This window comes from Aminobacter sp. SR38 (assembly GCF_014843375.1).
GTDB classification, from domain to species: Bacteria; Pseudomonadota; Alphaproteobacteria; order Rhizobiales; family Rhizobiaceae; genus Aminobacter; species Aminobacter ciceronei.
In genome coordinates this window covers 215,624-234,047 of the sequence record NZ_CP062119.1, presented here as the reverse complement: position 1 = coordinate 234,047, position 18,424 = coordinate 215,624, and the positions used below count along the sequence as shown (strand labels likewise).

18 protein-coding genes and 1 pseudogene are annotated in these 18,424 nt (G+C 57.9%); 4 read left to right on the top strand and 15 right to left on the bottom strand.

The features are described 5' to 3' along the window. Positions 1-53: 53 nt before the first annotated feature. The 3 genes and pseudogenes from glnQ to IG197_RS34385 form a co-directional block, all read left to right on the top strand. A pseudogene (gene glnQ / locus IG197_RS34395) lies at positions 54-146 on the top strand (glutamine ABC transporter ATP-binding protein GlnQ); the annotation flags it as partial. A gap of 417 nt (positions 147-563) precedes the next feature. Further along, a complete protein-coding gene (locus tag IG197_RS34390; RefSeq protein ID WP_192321391.1) occupies positions 564-1,268 on the top strand; it encodes a DUF2270 domain-containing protein in 705 nt (234 codons plus the stop codon). An 84-nt stretch (positions 1,269-1,352) separates the two neighbouring features. Next, positions 1,353-1,634 carry a hypothetical protein gene (locus IG197_RS34385; RefSeq protein WP_192321389.1) on the top strand — a complete coding sequence of 94 codons (282 nt, stop codon included), beginning with the start codon at positions 1,353-1,355 and terminating at the stop codon, positions 1,632-1,634. Positions 1,635-1,877: 243 nt separating this feature from the next. Here IG197_RS34385 and IG197_RS34380 read toward each other — a convergent pair whose 3' ends face one another. The 4 genes from IG197_RS34380 to IG197_RS34365 all read right to left on the bottom strand — a co-directional run bounded on the left by IG197_RS34380 (position 1,878) and on the right by IG197_RS34365 (position 4,315). Next, entirely contained in the window at positions 1,878-2,381 is a 504-nt protein-coding gene (locus tag IG197_RS34380) for a GNAT family N-acetyltransferase (protein ID WP_192321387.1), read from the bottom strand. Positions 2,382-2,397: 16 nt separating this feature from the next. After that, the gene (locus IG197_RS34375) at positions 2,398-3,051 is read right to left on the bottom strand and encodes an acyl-homoserine-lactone synthase (RefSeq protein ID WP_192321385.1); all 654 of its coding nucleotides are present in this window, start codon (positions 3,049-3,051) and stop codon (positions 2,398-2,400) included. Positions 3,052-3,075: 24 nt separating this feature from the next. Continuing rightward, positions 3,076-3,921, bottom strand: a complete 846-nt coding sequence (locus IG197_RS34370) for a LuxR family transcriptional regulator (protein ID WP_192321384.1) — start codon at positions 3,919-3,921, stop codon at positions 3,076-3,078. Between the two features lie 145 nt (positions 3,922-4,066). Then, on the bottom strand, positions 4,067-4,315 hold the full coding sequence (locus IG197_RS34365; RefSeq protein WP_192321382.1) for a helix-turn-helix domain-containing protein: 249 nt from the start codon (positions 4,313-4,315) through the stop codon (positions 4,067-4,069). 272 nt (positions 4,316-4,587) lie between these two features. On the opposite strand from IG197_RS34365, the gene IG197_RS34360 reads away from it, so the two are divergent. Continuing rightward, positions 4,588-5,838 carry a threonine synthase gene (locus IG197_RS34360; RefSeq protein ID WP_192321380.1) on the top strand — a complete coding sequence of 417 codons (1,251 nt, stop codon included), beginning with the start codon at positions 4,588-4,590 and terminating at the stop codon, positions 5,836-5,838. Between the two features lie 38 nt (positions 5,839-5,876). Here the strand turns inward: IG197_RS34360 and IG197_RS34355 are convergent, their stop codons facing one another. The 11 genes from IG197_RS34355 to trbI form a co-directional block, all read right to left on the bottom strand. After that, complete coding sequence (locus IG197_RS34355) at positions 5,877-6,914, bottom strand: PLP-dependent cysteine synthase family protein (protein WP_192321378.1); 1,038 nt, start codon at positions 6,912-6,914, stop codon at positions 5,877-5,879. Beyond that, positions 6,911-7,870 (bottom strand): kinase, encoded by a 960-nt coding sequence (locus IG197_RS34350; protein WP_192321376.1) that lies wholly within the window; start codon positions 7,868-7,870, stop codon positions 6,911-6,913. The genes IG197_RS34355 and IG197_RS34350 overlap by 4 nt, the downstream gene beginning before the upstream one ends. A gap of 132 nt (positions 7,871-8,002) precedes the next feature. Next, positions 8,003-8,644 (bottom strand): BA14K family protein, encoded by a 642-nt coding sequence (locus IG197_RS34345; RefSeq protein ID WP_246765527.1) that lies wholly within the window; start codon positions 8,642-8,644, stop codon positions 8,003-8,005. 317 nt (positions 8,645-8,961) lie between these two features. Next, positions 8,962-10,008 (bottom strand): glutathione synthetase, encoded by a 1,047-nt coding sequence (locus tag IG197_RS34340; protein ID WP_192321374.1) that lies wholly within the window; start codon positions 10,006-10,008, stop codon positions 8,962-8,964. An 11-nt stretch (positions 10,009-10,019) separates the two neighbouring features. Beyond that, positions 10,020-11,888, bottom strand: coding sequence for a flavohemoglobin expression-modulating QEGLA motif protein (locus IG197_RS34335; protein WP_192321372.1), 1,869 nt, complete (start codon positions 11,886-11,888; stop codon positions 10,020-10,022). After that, the gene (locus tag IG197_RS34330; protein ID WP_246765526.1) at positions 11,885-12,706 is read right to left on the bottom strand and encodes an N-formylglutamate amidohydrolase; all 822 of its coding nucleotides are present in this window, start codon (positions 12,704-12,706) and stop codon (positions 11,885-11,887) included. The genes IG197_RS34335 and IG197_RS34330 overlap by 4 nt, the downstream gene beginning before the upstream one ends. Before the next feature lie 179 nt (positions 12,707-12,885). Continuing rightward, positions 12,886-13,902, bottom strand: a complete 1,017-nt coding sequence (locus IG197_RS34325; RefSeq protein ID WP_192321368.1) for a YihY/virulence factor BrkB family protein — start codon at positions 13,900-13,902, stop codon at positions 12,886-12,888. A gap of 567 nt (positions 13,903-14,469) precedes the next feature. Then, entirely contained in the window at positions 14,470-15,099 is a 630-nt protein-coding gene (locus tag IG197_RS34320) for a hypothetical protein (RefSeq protein ID WP_192321366.1), read from the bottom strand. Positions 15,100-15,254: 155 nt separating this feature from the next. Next, positions 15,255-15,734, bottom strand: coding sequence for a transposase (locus IG197_RS34315; RefSeq protein ID WP_192321364.1), 480 nt, complete (start codon positions 15,732-15,734; stop codon positions 15,255-15,257). 228 nt (positions 15,735-15,962) lie between these two features. Further along, a complete protein-coding gene (locus tag IG197_RS34310) occupies positions 15,963-16,664 on the bottom strand; it encodes an autoinducer binding domain-containing protein (RefSeq protein WP_192321362.1) in 702 nt (233 codons plus the stop codon). Between the two features lie 450 nt (positions 16,665-17,114). Next, entirely contained in the window at positions 17,115-18,419 is a 1,305-nt protein-coding gene (trbI, locus tag IG197_RS34305; RefSeq protein WP_192321360.1) for an IncP-type conjugal transfer protein TrbI, read from the bottom strand. Positions 18,420-18,424 lie beyond the last annotated feature (5 nt).

Genomic DNA, 18,424 nt, shown 5'->3' with positions numbered 1-18,424 from the left:
TGTTGAGTTGAATCCATGCACCGGCCCGCGAGGCGATACGACAGAGCACGGCCAAGGAGGTGCTCGACGTCATGACCGGGCTGGCCCAGGAAGGCATGACGATGATCTGCGTTACCCATGAGATGGGCTTTGCCCGCGAGGTGGCGCTCAGCAAGCTTGCCCGGCAGCTTGATGCCGGGGAGCTCCGCGGCCGCATCATCATCCTGCCGGCATTGGGCTATCCGCGGTGGAAGGCGGATGTCGCCGCTCGATCAGTGATGGTTCGGGCCGCGATCGAATGACAGATATGGGCTGCCTCGGTATGCGACTTCAAACGGATCCGTACCGCCTCGAGATTTTCCTCACAACGCCATCGGCAACAAGGTGCCGATATCGCTCATGAATGGCTCCGGCGCATCCCATCCGTCATGAGCCCAAGCCCGGAAAATCCTCCAGCCGGGCGGTTCAAAATCTGAGAGCACCTCGCGGGCCGCGTTGCCAACTGGATCGACTTGGCGGGCTCGTGCGTTGTATTAGGCCTATTGCGGCCGCCCCCTCGTCGCGCAACTAAATGCGAGTCATGAATGTTGGACCCTCCAGGCTCCTCGGCTGAAAATACAACCGTCCTCATCCATTATTACCGCGGCGAGATGGCGAGGATGTCGAGTTGGCGGTCACGGCTGGATCAGACCAGCAATTGGGCAATCACCGTTACCGCAGCTATGCTTTCGGTGTCGCTGTCGACCCCGACCGCCCATCACGGCGTGCTTTTGTTTGCTATGCTGCTGATTGCACTTCTGCTTTTGATCGAGGCACGCCGCTACAGGTTTTTCGATGTCTACAGGGCGCGCGTCAGGCTTCTGGAACGGCATTATTTTGCGCCGCTTTTTTCTGATACCAGTCAGGCTGATCATCAGGCGGCCGGGCGTCATCAGGCCGAGCTTCATCAGAAATGGCAGCTTGCCTTGGCAGACAGTCTGAGAAAACCCACATTCAAGATCACGCAGTTACAAGCCGCAGCCCGCCGCCTCAGGCGTAACTATGGTTGGATGTTCCTGATCCTTTTGTTCGCATGGCTCCTGAAAATATCTTCGGCCATGCTGCAACCCGCCGGCGCCGTGGTCGATGTGCAGGCCCCTTATCTTGACCTGATTGCGAGCGCTCAGTTGGGGCCCGTGCCTGGTGCGGTGGTGATGGCGTCAGTTGGATGTTTCCACCTTCTGCTGCTGTGGATTGGCTGGCAAGATCCACGTTATGACGAAGCAATCGAGGGCACCGTCCATGTCTGACATCGGTGATATCAGCCAAACATGGTCATGTGCGATCGGTTGCGCCGGAACCGCGGCTTGTCAGCGATTGCGGAGAGACGTTCGATGAACTTCATTTCGGTCATGGCGCCTACCGAGGAGGTTGCCCGGGAGCAGGCGTCCACCAAGACTGGCTATGACCCGGACACCATCGGCCGAATGTCCCACATTTTCGAACAGGGCAATAACAGCCGCCAAAACACTTTCATCTTCGAAACAGACAACGACGTCACCAAACACCCCCTCTATGCCAAAGCCACGCTTGCCCAGGTCTACGACCTGACTGGAACAGCGATGAACGATGGTCCGGTGCTCAGGTTCGGTCCTGAAGTGACTGTTGGCGGATAGCATTAGGCGTTTGGTTTCAGCAGTGGCGTTTGTCCCTGCTGCAATGGGGTGTTTATCGCATGCCGCAATGGCAAATCGAAAAGCCGCGCGACATACTGATTGGCTTCCTGAGCGAAACAGGCGAAGCCATGGCCAGTCGGTGTGGCGTTGGACAGAAGCGTTGTCTTGCCGGTCGCCGCTAACGTTGGCAACACGGAAATGGCGCGTGGTTCCAGAACGCCGCCAGCGGAGTCGTCGGTTTGATCAGCACTGGGCGAGTATGGTGGGAATCTCGCCTGCCATGATCCTCTCGCGGCCGATGCGTCCCTCGAAAGAGGCGCCTGTAAACGAAAAGCCGCAGCTCTGGTAGAGCGCATCGGCCGGTTTGTTTTGTGTATTAACCGACAACATGAGACGCGAAATTCCAGGCCGGTTGTCGCTCACCCATTGCGCAGCCTTTCGGACTGCCGCCGAACCACGCCCCTGGCGTTGGAAGTGAGCGCCGATGCGAAAATTGTGAAGCGTCATGACATCGGGCATTGCCCACACGGGAAGTGCGGGCGCTTCCCTCAGGACGAAGAATCCGATCGTGCTTGCATGGTTGATCACGATGAACGGATGAACGGCAGACGGATGGGGGCTGCTTCGCAGGCGGTCGAACAGCTCCGTTGTGGGCCCGCCTGAAAACTCCTTTTGCCCTTGGTCAAGACCGAGTGCTGACACAAGGTGTTCGTCGGACAAGAGAAGCTCCCGGATCTGAAGGTCCATATGCATGGCTCGATTGTTATGGGCCCAGACCCGGGTTCGTATCATATCGCGGTGGCACGCCAGATCGATTGAGCACCGATCCCTCCAGGCCATAAAAGTGCCTGGTGCCTGCAAGAGCTGCCTCTGTCACTTCGATGAGAACGGCGACAATCTCGCAGTCGTCCTGGTGCAGCGGGTCGCCCAGTAGCTCCACCGTCCAGCCCATAGCGCGTAGCCGGTCTGGCCAGAATGCTTCGCATACGACGCTGATCTTTCGAATTCCAAGCTGTTGGCTGGCCTCGAGCAAGCCGCAAAGCATCTCGCCCGCCAGATGCGCTGGTTTACCCGAGTTGCGGTAGGGCAATGCGATGAAGAATCGTGTCCACTCAAAGATATCGGAGGCGCGAGGCGGACGGCCATTGGCAAGTTCGGGAAAGACATCGCAAAGCAGATGCGGCTTGGTGGTGGGGACGAGTCTGGTCCCCCCTACAACGTCGCCGCGGCCATCGATCGCGATCAGGTAGACTGCATGTTCGTTGTCGAAAGCGTCCATCTCAATTGCGATCGGGCGCGCAAGCGCCCGCCATTTTCGTTCAACCACGTAGATTTCATGGCGCAGTTGAAAATATCTCTTGAGTTGTTCCTGATAGAGTGCCTTGTTCGACCAATCGACAACCAGGATATGAGCCATGGCGACCTCCAATCCTTAGGGTAATCAGTCGCCAGGCTCGTCGCTATAGCCAAATTTGGTGAGGGCGATCACCTGGATTTCTCCAAGGACCAAAGCTTTCACGATTGCCTGCGAGATATTGTTTGCGCCCAGCTTTTCGCGAATGTGGCGCTGATGCGCTTGAACCGTGAATTTTGACACGCTCAGGATTATCGCAATGTCTTCCGCTGCCTTTCCCTCGGCGCACCACTGCAGCACCTCGGCCTCGCGTGGTCCCAGGATTCGCTGGCGTTGGCGGTCAAGGCGGCCTTCAAGCCGACAAATTGCCTGAAACGCATTCAGGCATAAGGCTTCAACCAGTGGCCGGTCAGACGGAGGCACTTCTACCCTGTCTCCCGCGGCTGTCACCACGGCAGGACCATGAAGCGGGATATGGACCGGCACGCAAAGCCCTTCTTTCATTGAGAAGTCACGTGCCTCATCCATCACCAGCTTGGCACGCGGCGACATGAGTTCTGGTTGCAGATCGCCCCACAGGAAAGGGAAAGCGCTGCGCCGGCATTGAGCGACACATGGGTCATGCTCAAAATGTCCCTGCTCGACGTAGCGACAATACCATTCCTGCCGCCAGCCATCGCAAAGGATCTGGCGGCGCCAATCCTGATCCTCGAAAACCGGCAGGCCAGTGATCAAGAGGTCACTGAAGCCATAACGTTCGAGGTGGCGTTGAAGCGTGGTCAGCACTTCGGCCGTCGTCTTGACGTGCAAGATTTCCCAGCTGGCCTGCGCGAGCCTGAGGAACTGCCTTTCTTCTTCGATCTGTATCGTCGGCCTCCACAGACTTTTAAGACTGTCGGAAGCAAGGTTATCTGAAAGATCGGCAAGTCTCAATTTACAAAAATTCGCACTTTCGCAGAATCTAGCAAATGTAAAATAATTCAAAACAGAGAAGTCAATAGATATTTTCTGCTATCCATCAGGTACTTCTGAAAAAGCTTGAGGTGAATTACGTATTTTCCTTCTTCTTGGGAAGAGGTCAGGGTTCTTTGCCTTCGGTGCTTGCGCGGTCAAATGCCGAAGGCTCTGCGATCAATTCCCATTCCTCGACGCCGAGCGTCCGCGCCAGCACTTCCAGCGTGTCGAGCGTCGCATTGCGGCGGCCGGTCTCAACGCTGCTCACATAGGCGCGCGAAAAGCCCGACAAGACAGAGAGTCGTTCCTGAGACAACTCCCTTTCCTTGCGAAGCCGGCGGACGTTCAGGCCAAGTCGAAGGCGGATATTCATGATGGCGCAGCACCTGCTCTGATCACTATAAGATGGCACACTTTAGGAGTCATTTTTATTGACATCAACCGCCATGCCTGTTTGAACCATTTATGTGATGGACGCCCATCCCTGAGAGGAATGATGAAGCAGGCTTTTCGGTTGTGGAAGGTTCACTACCTCCTGACGCAAGACAAGTGCCGCCAAGCGCATGGTAAGCTTGGCTGGTTTGTTTGGGATCCACTGTTTTTCGTGCGTTCTTGTGATGCCGGATATTTCATGGAGTTTCAGCCATGAGGAGTGTAATCGGCTATAGCTGCATCCGGTGTGGCGCGCATTACCCCAAGGATATGAAGATCGATTCCAGGGGCTGTCCAATCTGCGCGCCCGTCGCACCCGCCAATCTGGCGCCGGTTTACGGTAAAAAATCGCATGCAGACAGCGCGTCCCCCGCAGTCGGATCTGGGCATCAATCGCTGTGGAAATACAGCCAGATGCTGCCTTGCTCGGAGCAGCATATCGTCACTTTGGGTGAGGGCCACACACCGCTGATACAATGTTCGCGGATCGGTTCATCGCTCGGCGTGGCTGACCTTTTTGTCAAGGACGAGAGCCGCAATCCGACTTGGTCATACAAGGACAGGTTCTCGACGCTTGCAGTCTCAATCGCGCGCTCGCAGGGCGCCAGGGTTGTTGCGACGGCCTCCTCCGGCAATGCGGGTGCTTCGCTTGCGGCATACGCGGCACGCGCAGGAATGGAATGCGTTGTGGCAACATTTGCGGGCACAGCCAGCCCCATGTTGTCGCAAATCAGAAGGCATGGCGCAACCGTCGTATCTCTGGCCAATAAGGTGGATCGGTGGACATTGCTCGCCGAGGCGCAGCAGCGGTTCGGCTGGTTTGTTACGTCGCCTTTCAGCGCGCCTGTGGTCGGAGGACACCCCCTCGCCATTGAGGGCTACAAGACGATCGCATATGAAATCGTCGAGCAGACATCGGGCAACGTTCCGGACTGGTGCGTGATGCCCGTGTGCTATGGCGACGCCCTGTCTGGCGTATGGGCGGGTTTCAAGGAGCTGTTTGACGCCGGCAGCATTGACCGTCTCCCAAAAATGGTCGCGGCGGAGGTCCATGGTTCGCTGTCGGCCGCGCTCAGCGAAGGAACCGACTGCATTGCTGAACAGGAGCTCTCGTTTACTTCCCTTGCCGTGTCGATAGGCACGGCACGCAGCACCTACCAGGCCCTCAGGGTTCTTCGGGAATCGTCGGGTCATGCAATCACGGTAACCAATGACGGGCTGGTCGAGATGCAGTCCAGCCTCGCCAGGACCGAAGGGATTTTTGCCGAACTTGCTTCGGTCACGCCGCTCATGGCGATCAAAATCCTTTCTGAGCGGGGTCTTGTATCCGCCGGCGATACAGTGGTTGCAGTCGTCACTGCTGGTGGCCTGAAGGATCTGGATCGATCGACCGACCCCGAAACACGTTATGAGACTTATGGGACGACCGAGGATGCCTGGCAGTGGCTGTTGAGCCGGCGGTGACTGATATCTCTCGTAAGCTTGCGGGAGATGCTGCCCCTTCAGCGTTCCGTCGGCTGCAGGCGCATCACCTCATCAAGACTGCGGCGTCGCCAGTCAAAGCGTGTCCAGGCGGCCTCTGATCGAGGCTCAATCCTGGAGAGCCGCGTGGGGGCGTTTGATGCCGGCGTCCTCCAGCCGGGCAGGCTGGCAAGCCAGGTGTCACTGTAAAGCGTATCGGCGTGTCGATGCCCTTCGTCGGGCATGATGACAGCCACCCGTGCATCGGGCTTGGTTTTGGCAACCCACTGTCCGACAAGTGCGGCAGCACCACTGGTCGGGCCCATGAAAATGCCGTGCTGCCGGAACAGACGATGCGCGGCGTGGAATGCCGGAAATGCGCCTACCCAGTGAATTTCGTCTATCAGCTCGTGGCGGACATTTGCAGGCAGAACGCTGTTTCCAAGGCCCCGAAGCGTTCGTTTGCCAAGCGGTTGTCCAAACAGGATGCTGCGATGTGTGTCGACCGCGACGATCTGGAGATGAGGGAAGACCGATCGCAAAAACGTGCCGGTACCGCAAAGTGATCCGCCTGTCCCGACGCATCCGACCAGGCAGTCTATCTGCCCCATTTTTCTCACGAACAGATCGGCCAGACGCGCATAAGCGAGCCAGTTTCCATCGCTGTCGTACTGACGCGTCCAGAAGGCTTCCGGCTCCAGACGCAGGATGGCGTTGAGGCTATCGAGGCGGCCTGTCTGGTTGCCGTCGCCGCGGGCATCGTCGAGCGCAATGACGTTGGCGCCCAGGCGCTGAAGACGCGTCTGGTACTTTGGATCCATCAGACTGGATGCGGTCACAAGCGTGAGGCGATAGTCACGCGCTGCAGCGAGAAGTGCTACCGCCATGCCAAACGTTCCGGATGTCGTTTCGACGATGCGGACCCCCGTCTTGAGTTCGCCTTTCGCTTGAGCCCGGTCGAGAATGAAGCGGGCGGGCATCAGCTTCATCAGCGGAAAGGCCGCGGCGACGAGGTTATCTGCCAGCCGCGCCATGCGGGGCGTCTCGAGCGCTTCGAAATAGTCTGCATCAAATCTCAACTGTGCCTCCTCCCTGAATGGATCGGCAGCACAACCACGTCTTTGAAACCGGCTGCAGCCACCGCTACGGCAATGGCGCGCGCCGCATCTGCGATGCCGCTCGCCGTTGCGTCCAGGAGGATGCCAATGAGGGATCCGCTATGAGCGACCTGAACTCCGCAGGCGCCAAACTCGTTGGCGATGCCAAGGGCAGTCGAGAATTGGGCTTTGGCGAGATGCCGCTGGCTGATCTTTGCGCTGAGTGTCGCAGCCTGCCCCAACAGCTGTGGGTCCTGGTATCGTATTGCGCGGGCAGCCAGTCCTCTCAGCATCGCAAAAGTCTGGATTTCTTCCCCGGAATAGCGGGCGGGCGGCAAGGCGAGCGTATCGACCAACTGTCCGTCATTTGCCTTGAAGCCTACGACCCAGATAGGCGGCAGTGCATCGCCGAAGTGTTCGATCACCATTCCTTCACGCTGGGCGAACAAAACGGCCTGATCCTCGAAAGCTATTGCGTCACTGGCTAGCTCGGCTTCGACCGCCAGGCGAGAGATGACTGACGGCCGAAGCCCCATCTCGAATGCATCGGCAACGGCTCGTATGGTAGCAACGACATCGGCCGTTGAAGAGCCGTAGCCATGGCCGACGGGAATCGTGCTTTCAACGGTAAGGACACCGCCCCGGGATCGCTCCTCGATGTGTCCCAATGTTAGGAGAGCTGCTTTTGCAGCCTTTGTCTTTTCCGGAGGAATTACGCTTATCCCGTCGCTATCGACTATCCGAAACGTCGCAACGGAACTCATATGGTTGAGGGGCAGTGTAAGCAGCCCACGATGGAGCCGTTTCTTTCCATCCTGGAAGACGCCCTGGAGCAGTTCGCCATGATGGGCGCCGGCGCGCCCCGTTCCCCGGCGTTCAACCAGGCGCGCTTTGCATGGTGGAACGGATCTATGTAGAGAAACCTCAGGCTCTGTCACCGATCTTCTCCGTCCAGGTACATGCTGGACGAGGAAAGTGATAGATCAACGTGTGTCTGTCATTCGCCACATTTGGCTATTGACGATTACCCGTAAGTCGCTTGTTCTGGCTGAGAACAGCAGCCCGCTCACTCACTGACATTGCCTGCGGGGACCGCCGTCGTAGGGTTGATAAGTGTTGTCTTCGGGTCGATATGAACGATATCTGCTGAAGCAATATTGCGTGTGATCCGTGCTGACGTAGCGTTCAGTGGCCGCATAGATCAGATCGACTCGACCCTCAAAGGGTCGATATTCAGTTTCGTCGGGATCGTACGCCTGCGCGGTATCGCTCGCACCGAAATATGGCGAGACGCATTCGCGTCGTCCTCCGCTGTACGGCGTATAGCTGTTGTCAGAGGAGCGATAGGAACGGTATCGGTCTGAACACCACGCTACATGAGCTGCAATCGTTTCGGCCTGCATATCAGGCTGAATCTGGCTATCGGCCTCACCTTCGCGAGCTTTTTCTGAAATGGTGACTTCAGCTGGAGAACCGGATGCGACGGTTCGTGACGCTTGTTTTGGGGTCGGTCGCGCCGCCAGACGGTCAAACTCTTGTGCTGTCGGATTTACCTTTACGGGATGATCGGTCCAGACGCCGGTTGTATCAGTGGCCAAAGAGAGTTGCCGTTCGGGCTCGGCCTTGAAGAACGCTGTAGCCGCAATCAGGCCACTGACGAACATTATTACCGCGAAGCCAAGGCCACTCATGGCAATCAGCAGAGGTCTCATGTCGCGCTCCTAATGCTGTCTCCTGGCACAAATGCGCGACGTCGATGGTGGTTCCGAAGGAACAATGGGCGTCTGAAACGGAAAGGCTTCGCTCAATGTGGCTTGATGCACAATTGGCTGTGGCATACCGGGAGCAGAAAAAGAGACTTTGTCTTCGTGCAAACAGGGTCCCCGGCGGACGCCAGGGAGCGATGAAGCTGGCTCGGTTTCTGGCGGCGGCAACGGCCGTCGACGCTGTTGTTCGGCAAATGTTATCGTTCTGTGTCTGCGATGTGTATCATCGTTGGACAGCCTCTCGGAAAAGCCAAGCTCCACCCTCAAAGCGTCGCCAGACGGGCATTGGAAATCGTCATTCCATAGGCTTGGCGGAGCGCCAGCTTTTCTTCCAGCGCATCGATGACAGTTGCGGCAAAATCGGCCTTGTACATGGCGGCGAGCCTTGTCAGCCCGCCTGGTGTGAAAACGTTGATCTCAAGGAGCTTGTCGCCAACAATGTCGAGCCCGACAAGGAACATGCCGTCATTCGCCAGTTTCGGACGGACAATCTCGGCGAGCGCCAGCATCTTGTCCGTTACCTTGACCTTCCGGGCGGTCCCGGCCGCATGGATGTTTGATCGAACATCGCCTTTGGCTGGCACCCTGCGGAATGCCGCGTAGCTGCCATCCCGCTTCAGCGGCCGGCCGTTCAGCAAGAACAGGCGCACGTCACCTGCTTTGGCCTCGGGAATGTAGGCCTGCGCGATCAGATAGCCGTCGCCGCTTGCCGCCTCGAAAATCTGGTTCAGATTGAAATCGTCCGGCGTCGCAATATGGAAGACGTTCTTGCCGCCTGATCCCTGGAGCGGCTTGACGATGCAGCCCTTGGGCTGGTTGTCGATGAAGGCGCGGATCTCGGTGATGCTGCGCGAAATGAGTGTTTCGGGCCTGATTGTCTCGGGGAAGGCCTGGAGATAGAGCTTGTTCTGTGCCTGGGCGAGCCCGTCCGGATCATTGACCACCATCATTCCGCGCTCCGCGGCAAGCCGCCCAAACATGATGCCGGCATTGGCGGCCCATGGTCGGTCGGTAGCGTCCAGCGAGGGGTCGTTGCGCAGAAACAATAGGTCGATATCGCTTGCGGCGAAGGTTTTCTTCTGGAAATTGGCCTCCTGTAAGGCGTTGGACAGCTTTTCAGTGGTCTTGTAGGGGCCAGCCGGCAGAACCACACCGCTGACGGCAAGGCTGTCATCCGGCCGGAGGATAAAGTCGCCTGGTTCGACATAGACAACCGAATGGCCGCGCTGTGCCGCTGTCAGGGCAAGCGTGGTCGTGGTGTAGCCTGCAGTTTCTTTCTCAACGGAATTGACAAAGAGGGCAATGCGCATCGGGACTCCGTTCATGTTTCAATCATGTCGACCGGATCCATGCCGGCCATCGCCTTCTTGAGACGCGGTCGCGCCACTTCGGACGACAGGAACGCAGGTTCGAGCTGCGGGGCGCGTAGCAGGCCGCGCGCGCTCAGTTCCTGGATGATGCCGAAATGGTGCGCGGAGATCTTGCCGATCCAGAACGGTGTAAGGCTGCCGCCGTTCTTCAGATGTTCCAGCACTTGCACCACGCCGCGCAAATAGATGGCGTCCTTGGCAAATCCGCCGCCTCGGAAGACACGCAACACCACGTTGAAGGCGCTACGGCGGTCGAGACCGAAATCGATGTGCACGACGCGGAAAGTGTCCTCGAACGTCGCGCCATCAAGCATTGCCTGGCATGCAAGGACCCTTGCCGCAATCAGCCGCAACCGTGCCTCAGTCATGCCGCCGACGAGATACTCCGCCAATACCGCCAGACCTTCTTGCATTCCCTCATAGCCGGCAAGGCCACTGCGCAGGATTGTGAGCCCCTGCATGTCACCGTTGAAGTAGGTCAGCAGGTGAACACCGATCTCGTGACTGAGCAGCGCCAAAAGACGCTCCGGTGCGAGTTTGGTATCACGCGAGATGAGCAGCCGGTTTCTCGATACCAGCAGGCCGGCCGGCAAATCCGAGCGGATTTCCACAGAGGCCTCGAAGTCGGGATATGCAGCGCGATATCGAGCGATCATTTCTCTCGCCGCGGCAGCAACGGCATCCGCGCCGAGGCACTTCTGCCTGGCCTTGGGTTCAACGTCTGTTGCCTTGTCGAGAATGCCGCGTGCCCTTGAGGCGAGCTCCGGCTCGACGCCTCCATAAAGGGCACGCCCGAGTTCGGCGAAGCGAGGCGTTTCGCGCGCCGCCAGCATCGACAGCTGGAGATCAAGTTCCTGCTGCTTTTCGGAAAGCAAGCCCGCAAGGAGCGGATCTTCAAGATGATCGAGCGCGACGGAATAGAGCTTCCGCTTCTGATCAGTGACCTCGAATTCGTGCGGCCGATAGAGCAGCAGCGGCGCCCGCTCGAAGCCACCTGCCTCGAACTCCAGCCAGGCTTGCTCTGCGTTGATAGGCGTAACCGCCAGCAGGAAGTCGAAAGTCGATGCAATCTTGTCCATGTCCCGATCGGCGCGTGCGACTGCGTCAATGAAGACACGGCGCCCCAGTGAACGATGGGTTGCCGGCGATTCGAGTCGCGATGCCTTGAGGAAAGCGCTGACTGCCTGCAATGCAGAGTCGACCATGTTGGCCACGACAAGGTCGCGTAACGCGGGGTATGTGCCCTTGCCGCCAGGTATCCGATAGATCGGCGCAAAACGTACGGTCAGGCATCGGATGTCGCCGAGAATATCCGAAAGCTGTGGCTCTTCGCGTGCAGCAGGATTGAGGTCGCCGACGCGTGCAGTGCGATACTTTGCATCTCGTCTGGAGGCAGCCGTCGCAAATCGCTTGAGGGCAGCCTTTTCTTCCCTCGTGTCGCCGCTCGCCAGTGCGATCTCGAAAGGTGGCAGGAAAGGCGCATCGTCGGTCAGGAAGCGGTCTTCGGCCAGTTCGCCGATGTCGATGACCAAAAACGCGCCGCAGCGATCATGCATCGTTGTTGCCACGAGCCGGGCTATTTCGCCGGCGAGTTCGGAACCGGTTGCGATCAGGTAAGAGGCATTGGCGGAGACGGCATCGAATGCCGCGCCCTGGGCGGGACCCACGTAGATGCAGAGAAAGGGCAGCGGCCGGTCTATGTGCAATCGGCTGCCATCGGCGAAATCGTAGCGTATGGGCTTGCCCTCTTTCAGCAGCGCATCCAGTCCTGCTTCGATTGGGGCTAGCAGAGACAACGCTTCAACGAGCTTAGGCTTCATCCCATGCCTCGCAGCGCAGCCTCCAGTACGGGCACCGTGGACGCCAGCATGCTACGCAACCTGTCGATCGTGGCTCGATCGGGTTCACCGCTCCATTCGTCCATGAAAACCTTCTTGAATTCGACAGCAATAGCACACCCACTGCCGGGAAAGTTGGCATGGACGAAGCGTGTTTGTTCACCCTTTCCCTGGAAAGACACATTCTCGCGTATGTCGATCGGCTCGCCGTCGAGAGTGTGGCCGCGCAGCGTCTCAATGAAGCTGTCGACGATGGGTGCCCAGCGCTTCCGGTCCATCGAGAATGTCCCGATGTTGATGTCGGGCGCTTCCTCCTGCGCTGCTGGTACTGCCTCCGGCCCGGCGCGCCGGTGATTGTAGCTGTGGACATCAATCAGTACGAACCTGCCATGTCGGTTCTCGATTGCCGAAAGCACACGCTTCAGCTCGGCGTAGTAGGCATCATGGAAAGCGAGAGCCTCCGTCACAACGTCTTCGGAGGGGGGCTGGCCCCAGACCTTGAGGCCCCAGGACTGTTCTGGCGACAGATAGATCGCGGCTTCACGCGCGCGGTTCAGGTCAACTTGAAAACGCGAGCGATGAACGATGATCTGGGTCGGGAAATCCGCAATGAAGTGCTCGGTAAAAGGGTCTTCTTCGCGCAGGCGTTCCGGGTCGGGGAGACACATCAGCGATCGGCAGGCAGCGCTCACGTCCGTACCATTGTGGATCGCAGTGCCAACAACTGGTGAATCTCCCAGCTTGATGGTCCAGCCTGCCGGTGATCCATCCGGATCTTTCGTTGAAACTGGCTTGTTCACGTCATCGAAATGCGCGGAGGGGTTAGACGGTTCCCCGTCGTCGCGAAGCAAAGGGTGTTGTAGCGGCTGGGCCTGGCTCCAAAGAGGCGATTTCGGAAACCGGCTGTCCAAATCGGTCCTCGGCATCGCGGTGAGGTTGGGCCCTCTCCTCGTGTTCGCATGCGACCGGTACTGCCTGGTCACCGTTTGCGAGAACTTCTCGGCACCAGCAGTCGAGCTGCCAGCATTCCTGCGCCAACTGCTATCGCCATCAGTGACATGGTTAGTAGATCTATCGATTGGGCGCGGGCAGGAATGCCGTGTCCGCGTATGGACGACGATGAAGCCAAGTCTGCATCGATCACCGGCTCAAGGTCGAACCTTGTGCCATGCCTTACCGAGTAAGCCCGGGTCAGCTCCGCTCCGAAGAGAAATATCTGCGAGGAGTAGAAAACCCATAGCAGGATGACCAGAAGACCGCCTGCCGCTCCATATGAGGATGCTGTAGCGCTGGTACCAATGTACCAGCCTATGAGCGATTTTCCCGCGGTGAAGAGCGCTGCCGTCACGAGAGCGCCCGTCATCACGTCGCGCCAACCGAGCCTGCGATCCGGCAGCACCTTGTAGATAGCGGCGAACATGGCGGTGATAAGCGCGAGCGAGACAAGGGTATTGATCACTCCAAGGATCAAGGTTCCAAAGGGAAGATTTGCGTTGATGATGTCGCTCATGGCTGTGATCGCCGTGCTGGCGACAAGGGAAACGAGAAGCAGGAACCCCAGTGCTGCGACAAGGCCCAGGCTCGCGGCACGTGCCCGCACCAGTCGGGAGACCGAGCTGCCGGCGGGTTCGACTTTCCAGATCGTGTTCAGCGCCGTTTGCATTTCGCCAAACACGCCCGAGGCACCTACGACCAGGGTTACCAGTCCGATCGACGCGGCCCATGCCCCAGCTGTTCTTGCCGAGGCACTTTCGAGCGCCACCTGCAGCAGATCGGCACTTTGCGGCCCCATCAATCCGGATATCTGGGCCGACAGCGCCAGTTGTGCGGCCTCGTGGCCAAACGCAATTCCGGCAATGGCCACAACGATGAGAAGGATTGGCGCCAGCGAGGTCGCTGCATAAAATGCCATCGCCGCGCCGTGGCTGAAGGCATTGTCATTGATGAAAGCAAACGCGCTTTCCTTGATCAAAGCCCACGCATCCACAATTCGCATCAGGCACCTCCCTTGCTCATGACATAGGTCCGTGTCTACAAGGGTCGAGAAAAAGAAGGGCAGCGTGGATGGAATTGTGAAGTGATCGCCGTGTAAGGTTGGTGACGCAAGAGGCCTGCTTCAACGTACCCCTCGTCGATGATCTTCCAATAGGAATCTTTACGGATCACCTTGCCGGCGCGGGATGTGCAAAAGTCGCACCCTTGCACCTCCACGCTTTTCCCCTCGCGCGTGGTGCCCGTCAGTGTCCATTTTGAGATCCCGGTGTCGGCAGCCCAGTCCTCAAAAAAGCTCCGCATTGCCATAGGGGACGTCAGGCAGCCCCTCAAAACGTGTGCTCAGCGCTTTTCGCACATTCGGTTTGCCCTCGCACCGCGAGCCCCATTGCTCTTTTACCCTTGCATTTCCAAGACGCAGTCATCGCAAAAGAACTCCATGATGCGATCAAGATCGTGCACGTTGAAGGCATCGCACAGGCCGGTCAATGTCGACAGGATGTCCACTCGGAAAAGCGTGGCCCCCATCGCAACCGTGCAGGTCGAAACGATGATGCTCCGTTCCTGACGCCTAGCTGAGAGCAAATCGCTCAAGCATTTGCTCGAGCCGCATGTTCTGATCACGGAGGTGTTCGACCAATAGTAGCTTGAGCCGCTTGTTTTCTGCGTCGAGCGCGGCGATCTCGTCGAGACCTGGTTCAGTGTAAACCGCCGCAGGAGCCGTTTGCGCAAGGGTTCCGGGCGACGTCGAGCGCTGCCTGCGTCCGCTGCGTTTGATAGCAGCGAGCTTCGATATCGTTTGTGGCTCTGGTATGCCGAGAGGCTCTGGTGTGTCGAGAGGCGCTTGTATGTTGAGAGCCTCGGCTGCGACTACTTCAGGGTCTACGTCGGTATGTTCAGAGCTCCTGCGAGGCAGCTCATCAGTTTTCAGATCGTCGCCTGAAAGCTGCTCAATTTGAGCGGCGTCGACAAGGCCGGCTGTTTCGGCCACAGAGCCCATGTCGACCGGCGGCAGATCGACCGTATTTGTACCGAGCACAATTTCTGTCTTGGGGGAATAGGCCAAATCGGAGGCCTGCCCTTCAACTTCCCGAGCCAACGCCTTGAGGTCGGTGTCCCCCCAGATCGAGTTCGTCCGCGCCTTTTGCTGGCGGCGCGGCGATTTGAACTCAACGACGAATTTCCGCTGTGGCGTCTTCATGGTCAATTCCAGGCAATTCTTGAACGTGGCAAGCGCGTGTCAGCGTCACTTCGCCTGAGATGCGCATACAGCACGCAGCTGTCCGCGACAACGGACAGCGCAATTGTGGTCAGCATTACTACTCCGGGCAGTCAGGAGCGATGCATAAAATTGGGCTAATTCAGCCCCAGTCTCTTGCGCAGCTCGAGGTTTTCTGCCCGCAATTTTTCCGCCAGCAGGCTGCGAAGTCGATTGTTTTCCGCTTCGAGTTGAACGAGCTCTGCCAACTCATTGCCGCCAGTGGCGACCCTTTCGACCTTCCGGGCGGCCGGCGCAACATTCTTCTTGGCGGCCGGCTTTTCGTTACGCTTCCACTGATAGTAGGTCTGCACCGATATCCCAGTGCTCTTGACCACTTCCTGCAGTGGGGTCTTGCCCTCGGCAACTTTCTTGGCGATCAGCTTGAGCTTTTCGGCTTTCTCACTTTCGCTGTATGTCTTGCGTTTGGCACCAGGCATTTCTACAGGCGCAGGTTCTGACGCATTGCTAGCGGTTATCGCTGCTGCCTTCTTGCGCTTCGGCGATTTCTGCTTCTTGGCGGTAATTCCTTCACCCGATTCGCCGGTTACAACCGATGCGTTGTTTTCGTCATCCATATGTGTCGCCCTCGTTTGATAAACGCCATTACTCGAACGAGTAGCAAACAGAGTCAACACGTCAGGAAATCGCCCATTGAAGCAGTGGCCACTAATGTAACGCTGCGCCCTTGGTGCAGTGGCCAGCACCATCGATCCCGTATCTGCTTTTCAACCCATGCGGTTCAGCGCGTTGGTATGCAGCGTAGATAGCATAGGTGAATACATTCAGACGCATGTTACATTTCGTCAGATAATTCCTTTGTCTTTTGCGATCGAAACGGCCTCCACCAAATTGGTCGCGTCAAGTTTCTTGCGGGCGTTGTCCAGATAGAACTGGACGGTTCGGTACTGAAGATTTGTAATGAGCGAGATCTCACGCATGTACTTTCCCTTCGCCGCCCATTTCAAACATACGGCCTCTTGAGACGACAGTGTAAGCGAGCAATTCATGAGTTCGGAATCTGCGATAGCCCGCAGTCGATGATGTATGTAGAGGACGGCCTGTTCTGCGCGTGCCACACTGCCAAGCGTCGGATTTGTCGTCTGGGCAGATGTCAGCGACAGCATCAGTAAGCTGCCATAGCTGCCATGCACCGGAATAGAGACCCCGGAGCAGAGGCCGTATTGCTTGGCCATGGAGCGAAACCGCTTTTCTTCACTCGAGAGATGGCGGCTTGGCCAATCCTTGGCAGTCCAGGTGAACATCTGCATGAGACGCTTTGCCATCGTAATGACCGGGTCGATACGCGCAAACTGGCTTCGCAGATAGTCATGCTGCCACTCGAGTGGAAAGCTGTTGATCGTTGAAATCTCTTTCGACGTCATCTCGAAATAGGCAAAGCGTTCGAAGCCGCAGGCAAGCGAGAATGATTTCAACGCATTGCGGATCGATCGTTGGTCGTTCGATGTGTCCAGAGCATCAATGAGTGACGTTATCTGTCCGTCCAAGGTCTGCCTCCGGTCTCAGAAATTGTTGTAAAGACTTCACAATGTCTGAGGTATCGAACGGGCAATGACACGCAATCGCATAATTTGGCGATTGACAGCTCCAATCATTCATGAAGGCGCCGGACGCGGCAGGCGATGTGCATGAGCCTGCCCGGTCGCCGGCCTAAATCGCGATAGGGCTTTCTGGACGCCAGCTTTTTCGTGATCGAGACGTGCTGAAGCGCCCCTGCGAAGCAAGCTATATGATTTCCGCAATTTTCTTATAGCCAACGGGCTCGTAGCAAAAATGTTGGATGACCGCGCCTGTCGGCAATTGCGGCGAACCTTTGGAGGAGTTCGGGGCTGAACAGCGATGACCGTGTCCGCCAGTAAAGCCTGATCGCGCCATACTCCAAGGTGGCTGCGAGGCTGAGGCCAAGATGGGGACCATCTTGACCTCAGCCCATAGCCTTAACCTCGATAAGCACTCGGAAAGATAATGTCCTGGTCGACGAGAACGTTAAACTTGTAGCCGGGTCGGATTTCGAGGGTCGGTTGGACGTCGAGGTTCTTGCTGATGGTACGCTCTGCCACGCGCCCGAAGGTCTCAGCGAAGTTCCGCCGGGCAGCGTCTGACGCGCTGTCGTGGTTAGCGCGCGTGGACGATTTCGGGACGGCCATGTCGATGCCTGTCCCAATGATCGCGAGCAGGATCGCCGAGCCGAATGTCTTGAAGTAGTGGTTGTCTACCTTGTCCATGAAGCCGCCATTGCCTTGCGCGTCGGTGCCAGCCATGCCGTCGATCTGCAAAGTCGCCCCATTCGGAAAGACGATATCGGTCCAGACCACCAGTACGCGCGATTGGCCGAATGAAACCTCGGCATCGTAACGGCCAAAGAGCTTGGTGCCCTGCGGAATGAGCAGACGATGACCGGTGGCGCTGTCATAGACGTTCTGACTGACCTGGGCGGTGATGCGGCCGGGCAAGTCCGAATTGATGCCGGTGATCAGCGTCGCCGGTATTACCGAACCGCGTTTCAGTTCATAGGGCGATTGCTGCGGCACGAGCTTGTTTGGCAGGTAGCCAAGTTCCCTCATGTCGGCGTTGAAAAAGTCTGCCTTGGCGCGCTGGCCATTCGGATCGTGGTTCTGCCCCCCGATGCCTGCACTAAGTGCGGCAGCATAGAAATTGGCAGTCGAGGGAGCGGTCGCGGATGCTGCGGATGCATTTGCGGGACCGCTTGGCTGCTCTTCCTCCGTGGGTTGTTCCAGCTTGTTAAGGCTGATGGTGAGCGGCGAGTCGTAGGCGGCATCGTTGGCCTGCATGCGCGCCATCTTCTGGCGATGGCGCTCGCGAATGTACTGTTCGCGCTGCTCGCGTTCGAGACGGGCCTTCCAGACCGTCTCGGCTTCGCCCTGCTCAACAGATTGCTCTTCGCCTTGTGGTCGGTGTACGAAAGGATCGTCGGCCACTTTCTGCGTCTCCGCTGGTCCAGCCGGCACAGGTTGGAGCACGACTGCTTCTATCGGCTCACCGATGATGCCGTCCGACACGCCCCGTTTCAGCTGGTCGGCATATGTCGACGCCGAATTGCTCGAGGCTGGGTCAATGCCCTCGTTGCCCCGAAAGAACAGGCCGCGCGATGTCAGGCCAAAGATGATCAGGGCGAGGACCAGCATCACGAGCACGGCTGCGATGACGACCGGCAAGCGGTTGATGCGGCGGATACTGCTCTCCTCGTTTGGCGCACCGCCAAGCTTCAAGGATTGAACCATGCTTC

What these genes read in the sequence shown, in the direction of transcription:
- IG197_RS34315 (WP_192321364.1), bottom strand. Translation starts at nt 15,734, where the DNA reads ATGGATGACGAAAACAACGCATCGGTTGTAACCGGCGAATCGGGTGAA.
- IG197_RS34390 (WP_192321391.1), top strand. Translation starts at nt 564, where the DNA reads ATGTTGGACCCTCCAGGCTCCTCGGCTGAAAATACAACCGTCCTCATC.
- IG197_RS34345 (WP_246765527.1), bottom strand. Translation starts at nt 8,644, where the DNA reads ATGAGACCTCTGCTGATTGCCATGAGTGGCCTTGGCTTCGCGGTAATA.
- IG197_RS34360 (WP_192321380.1), top strand. Translation starts at nt 4,588, where the DNA reads ATGAGGAGTGTAATCGGCTATAGCTGCATCCGGTGTGGCGCGCATTAC.
- IG197_RS34380 (WP_192321387.1), bottom strand. Translation starts at nt 2,381, where the DNA reads ATGGACCTTCAGATCCGGGAGCTTCTCTTGTCCGACGAACACCTTGTG.
- IG197_RS34375 (WP_192321385.1), bottom strand. Translation starts at nt 3,051, where the DNA reads ATGGCTCATATCCTGGTTGTCGATTGGTCGAACAAGGCACTCTATCAG.
- IG197_RS34325 (WP_192321368.1), bottom strand. Translation starts at nt 13,902, where the DNA reads ATGCGAATTGTGGATGCGTGGGCTTTGATCAAGGAAAGCGCGTTTGCT.
- trbI (WP_192321360.1), bottom strand. Translation starts at nt 18,419, where the DNA reads ATGGTTCAATCCTTGAAGCTTGGCGGTGCGCCAAACGAGGAGAGCAGT.
- IG197_RS34340 (WP_192321374.1), bottom strand. Translation starts at nt 10,008, where the DNA reads ATGCGCATTGCCCTCTTTGTCAATTCCGTTGAGAAAGAAACTGCAGGC.
- IG197_RS34320 (WP_192321366.1), bottom strand. Translation starts at nt 15,099, where the DNA reads ATGAAGACGCCACAGCGGAAATTCGTCGTTGAGTTCAAATCGCCGCGC.
- IG197_RS34365 (WP_192321382.1), bottom strand. Translation starts at nt 4,315, where the DNA reads ATGAATATCCGCCTTCGACTTGGCCTGAACGTCCGCCGGCTTCGCAAG.
- IG197_RS34335 (WP_192321372.1), bottom strand. Translation starts at nt 11,888, where the DNA reads ATGAAGCCTAAGCTCGTTGAAGCGTTGTCTCTGCTAGCCCCAATCGAA.
- IG197_RS34385 (WP_192321389.1), top strand. Translation starts at nt 1,353, where the DNA reads ATGAACTTCATTTCGGTCATGGCGCCTACCGAGGAGGTTGCCCGGGAG.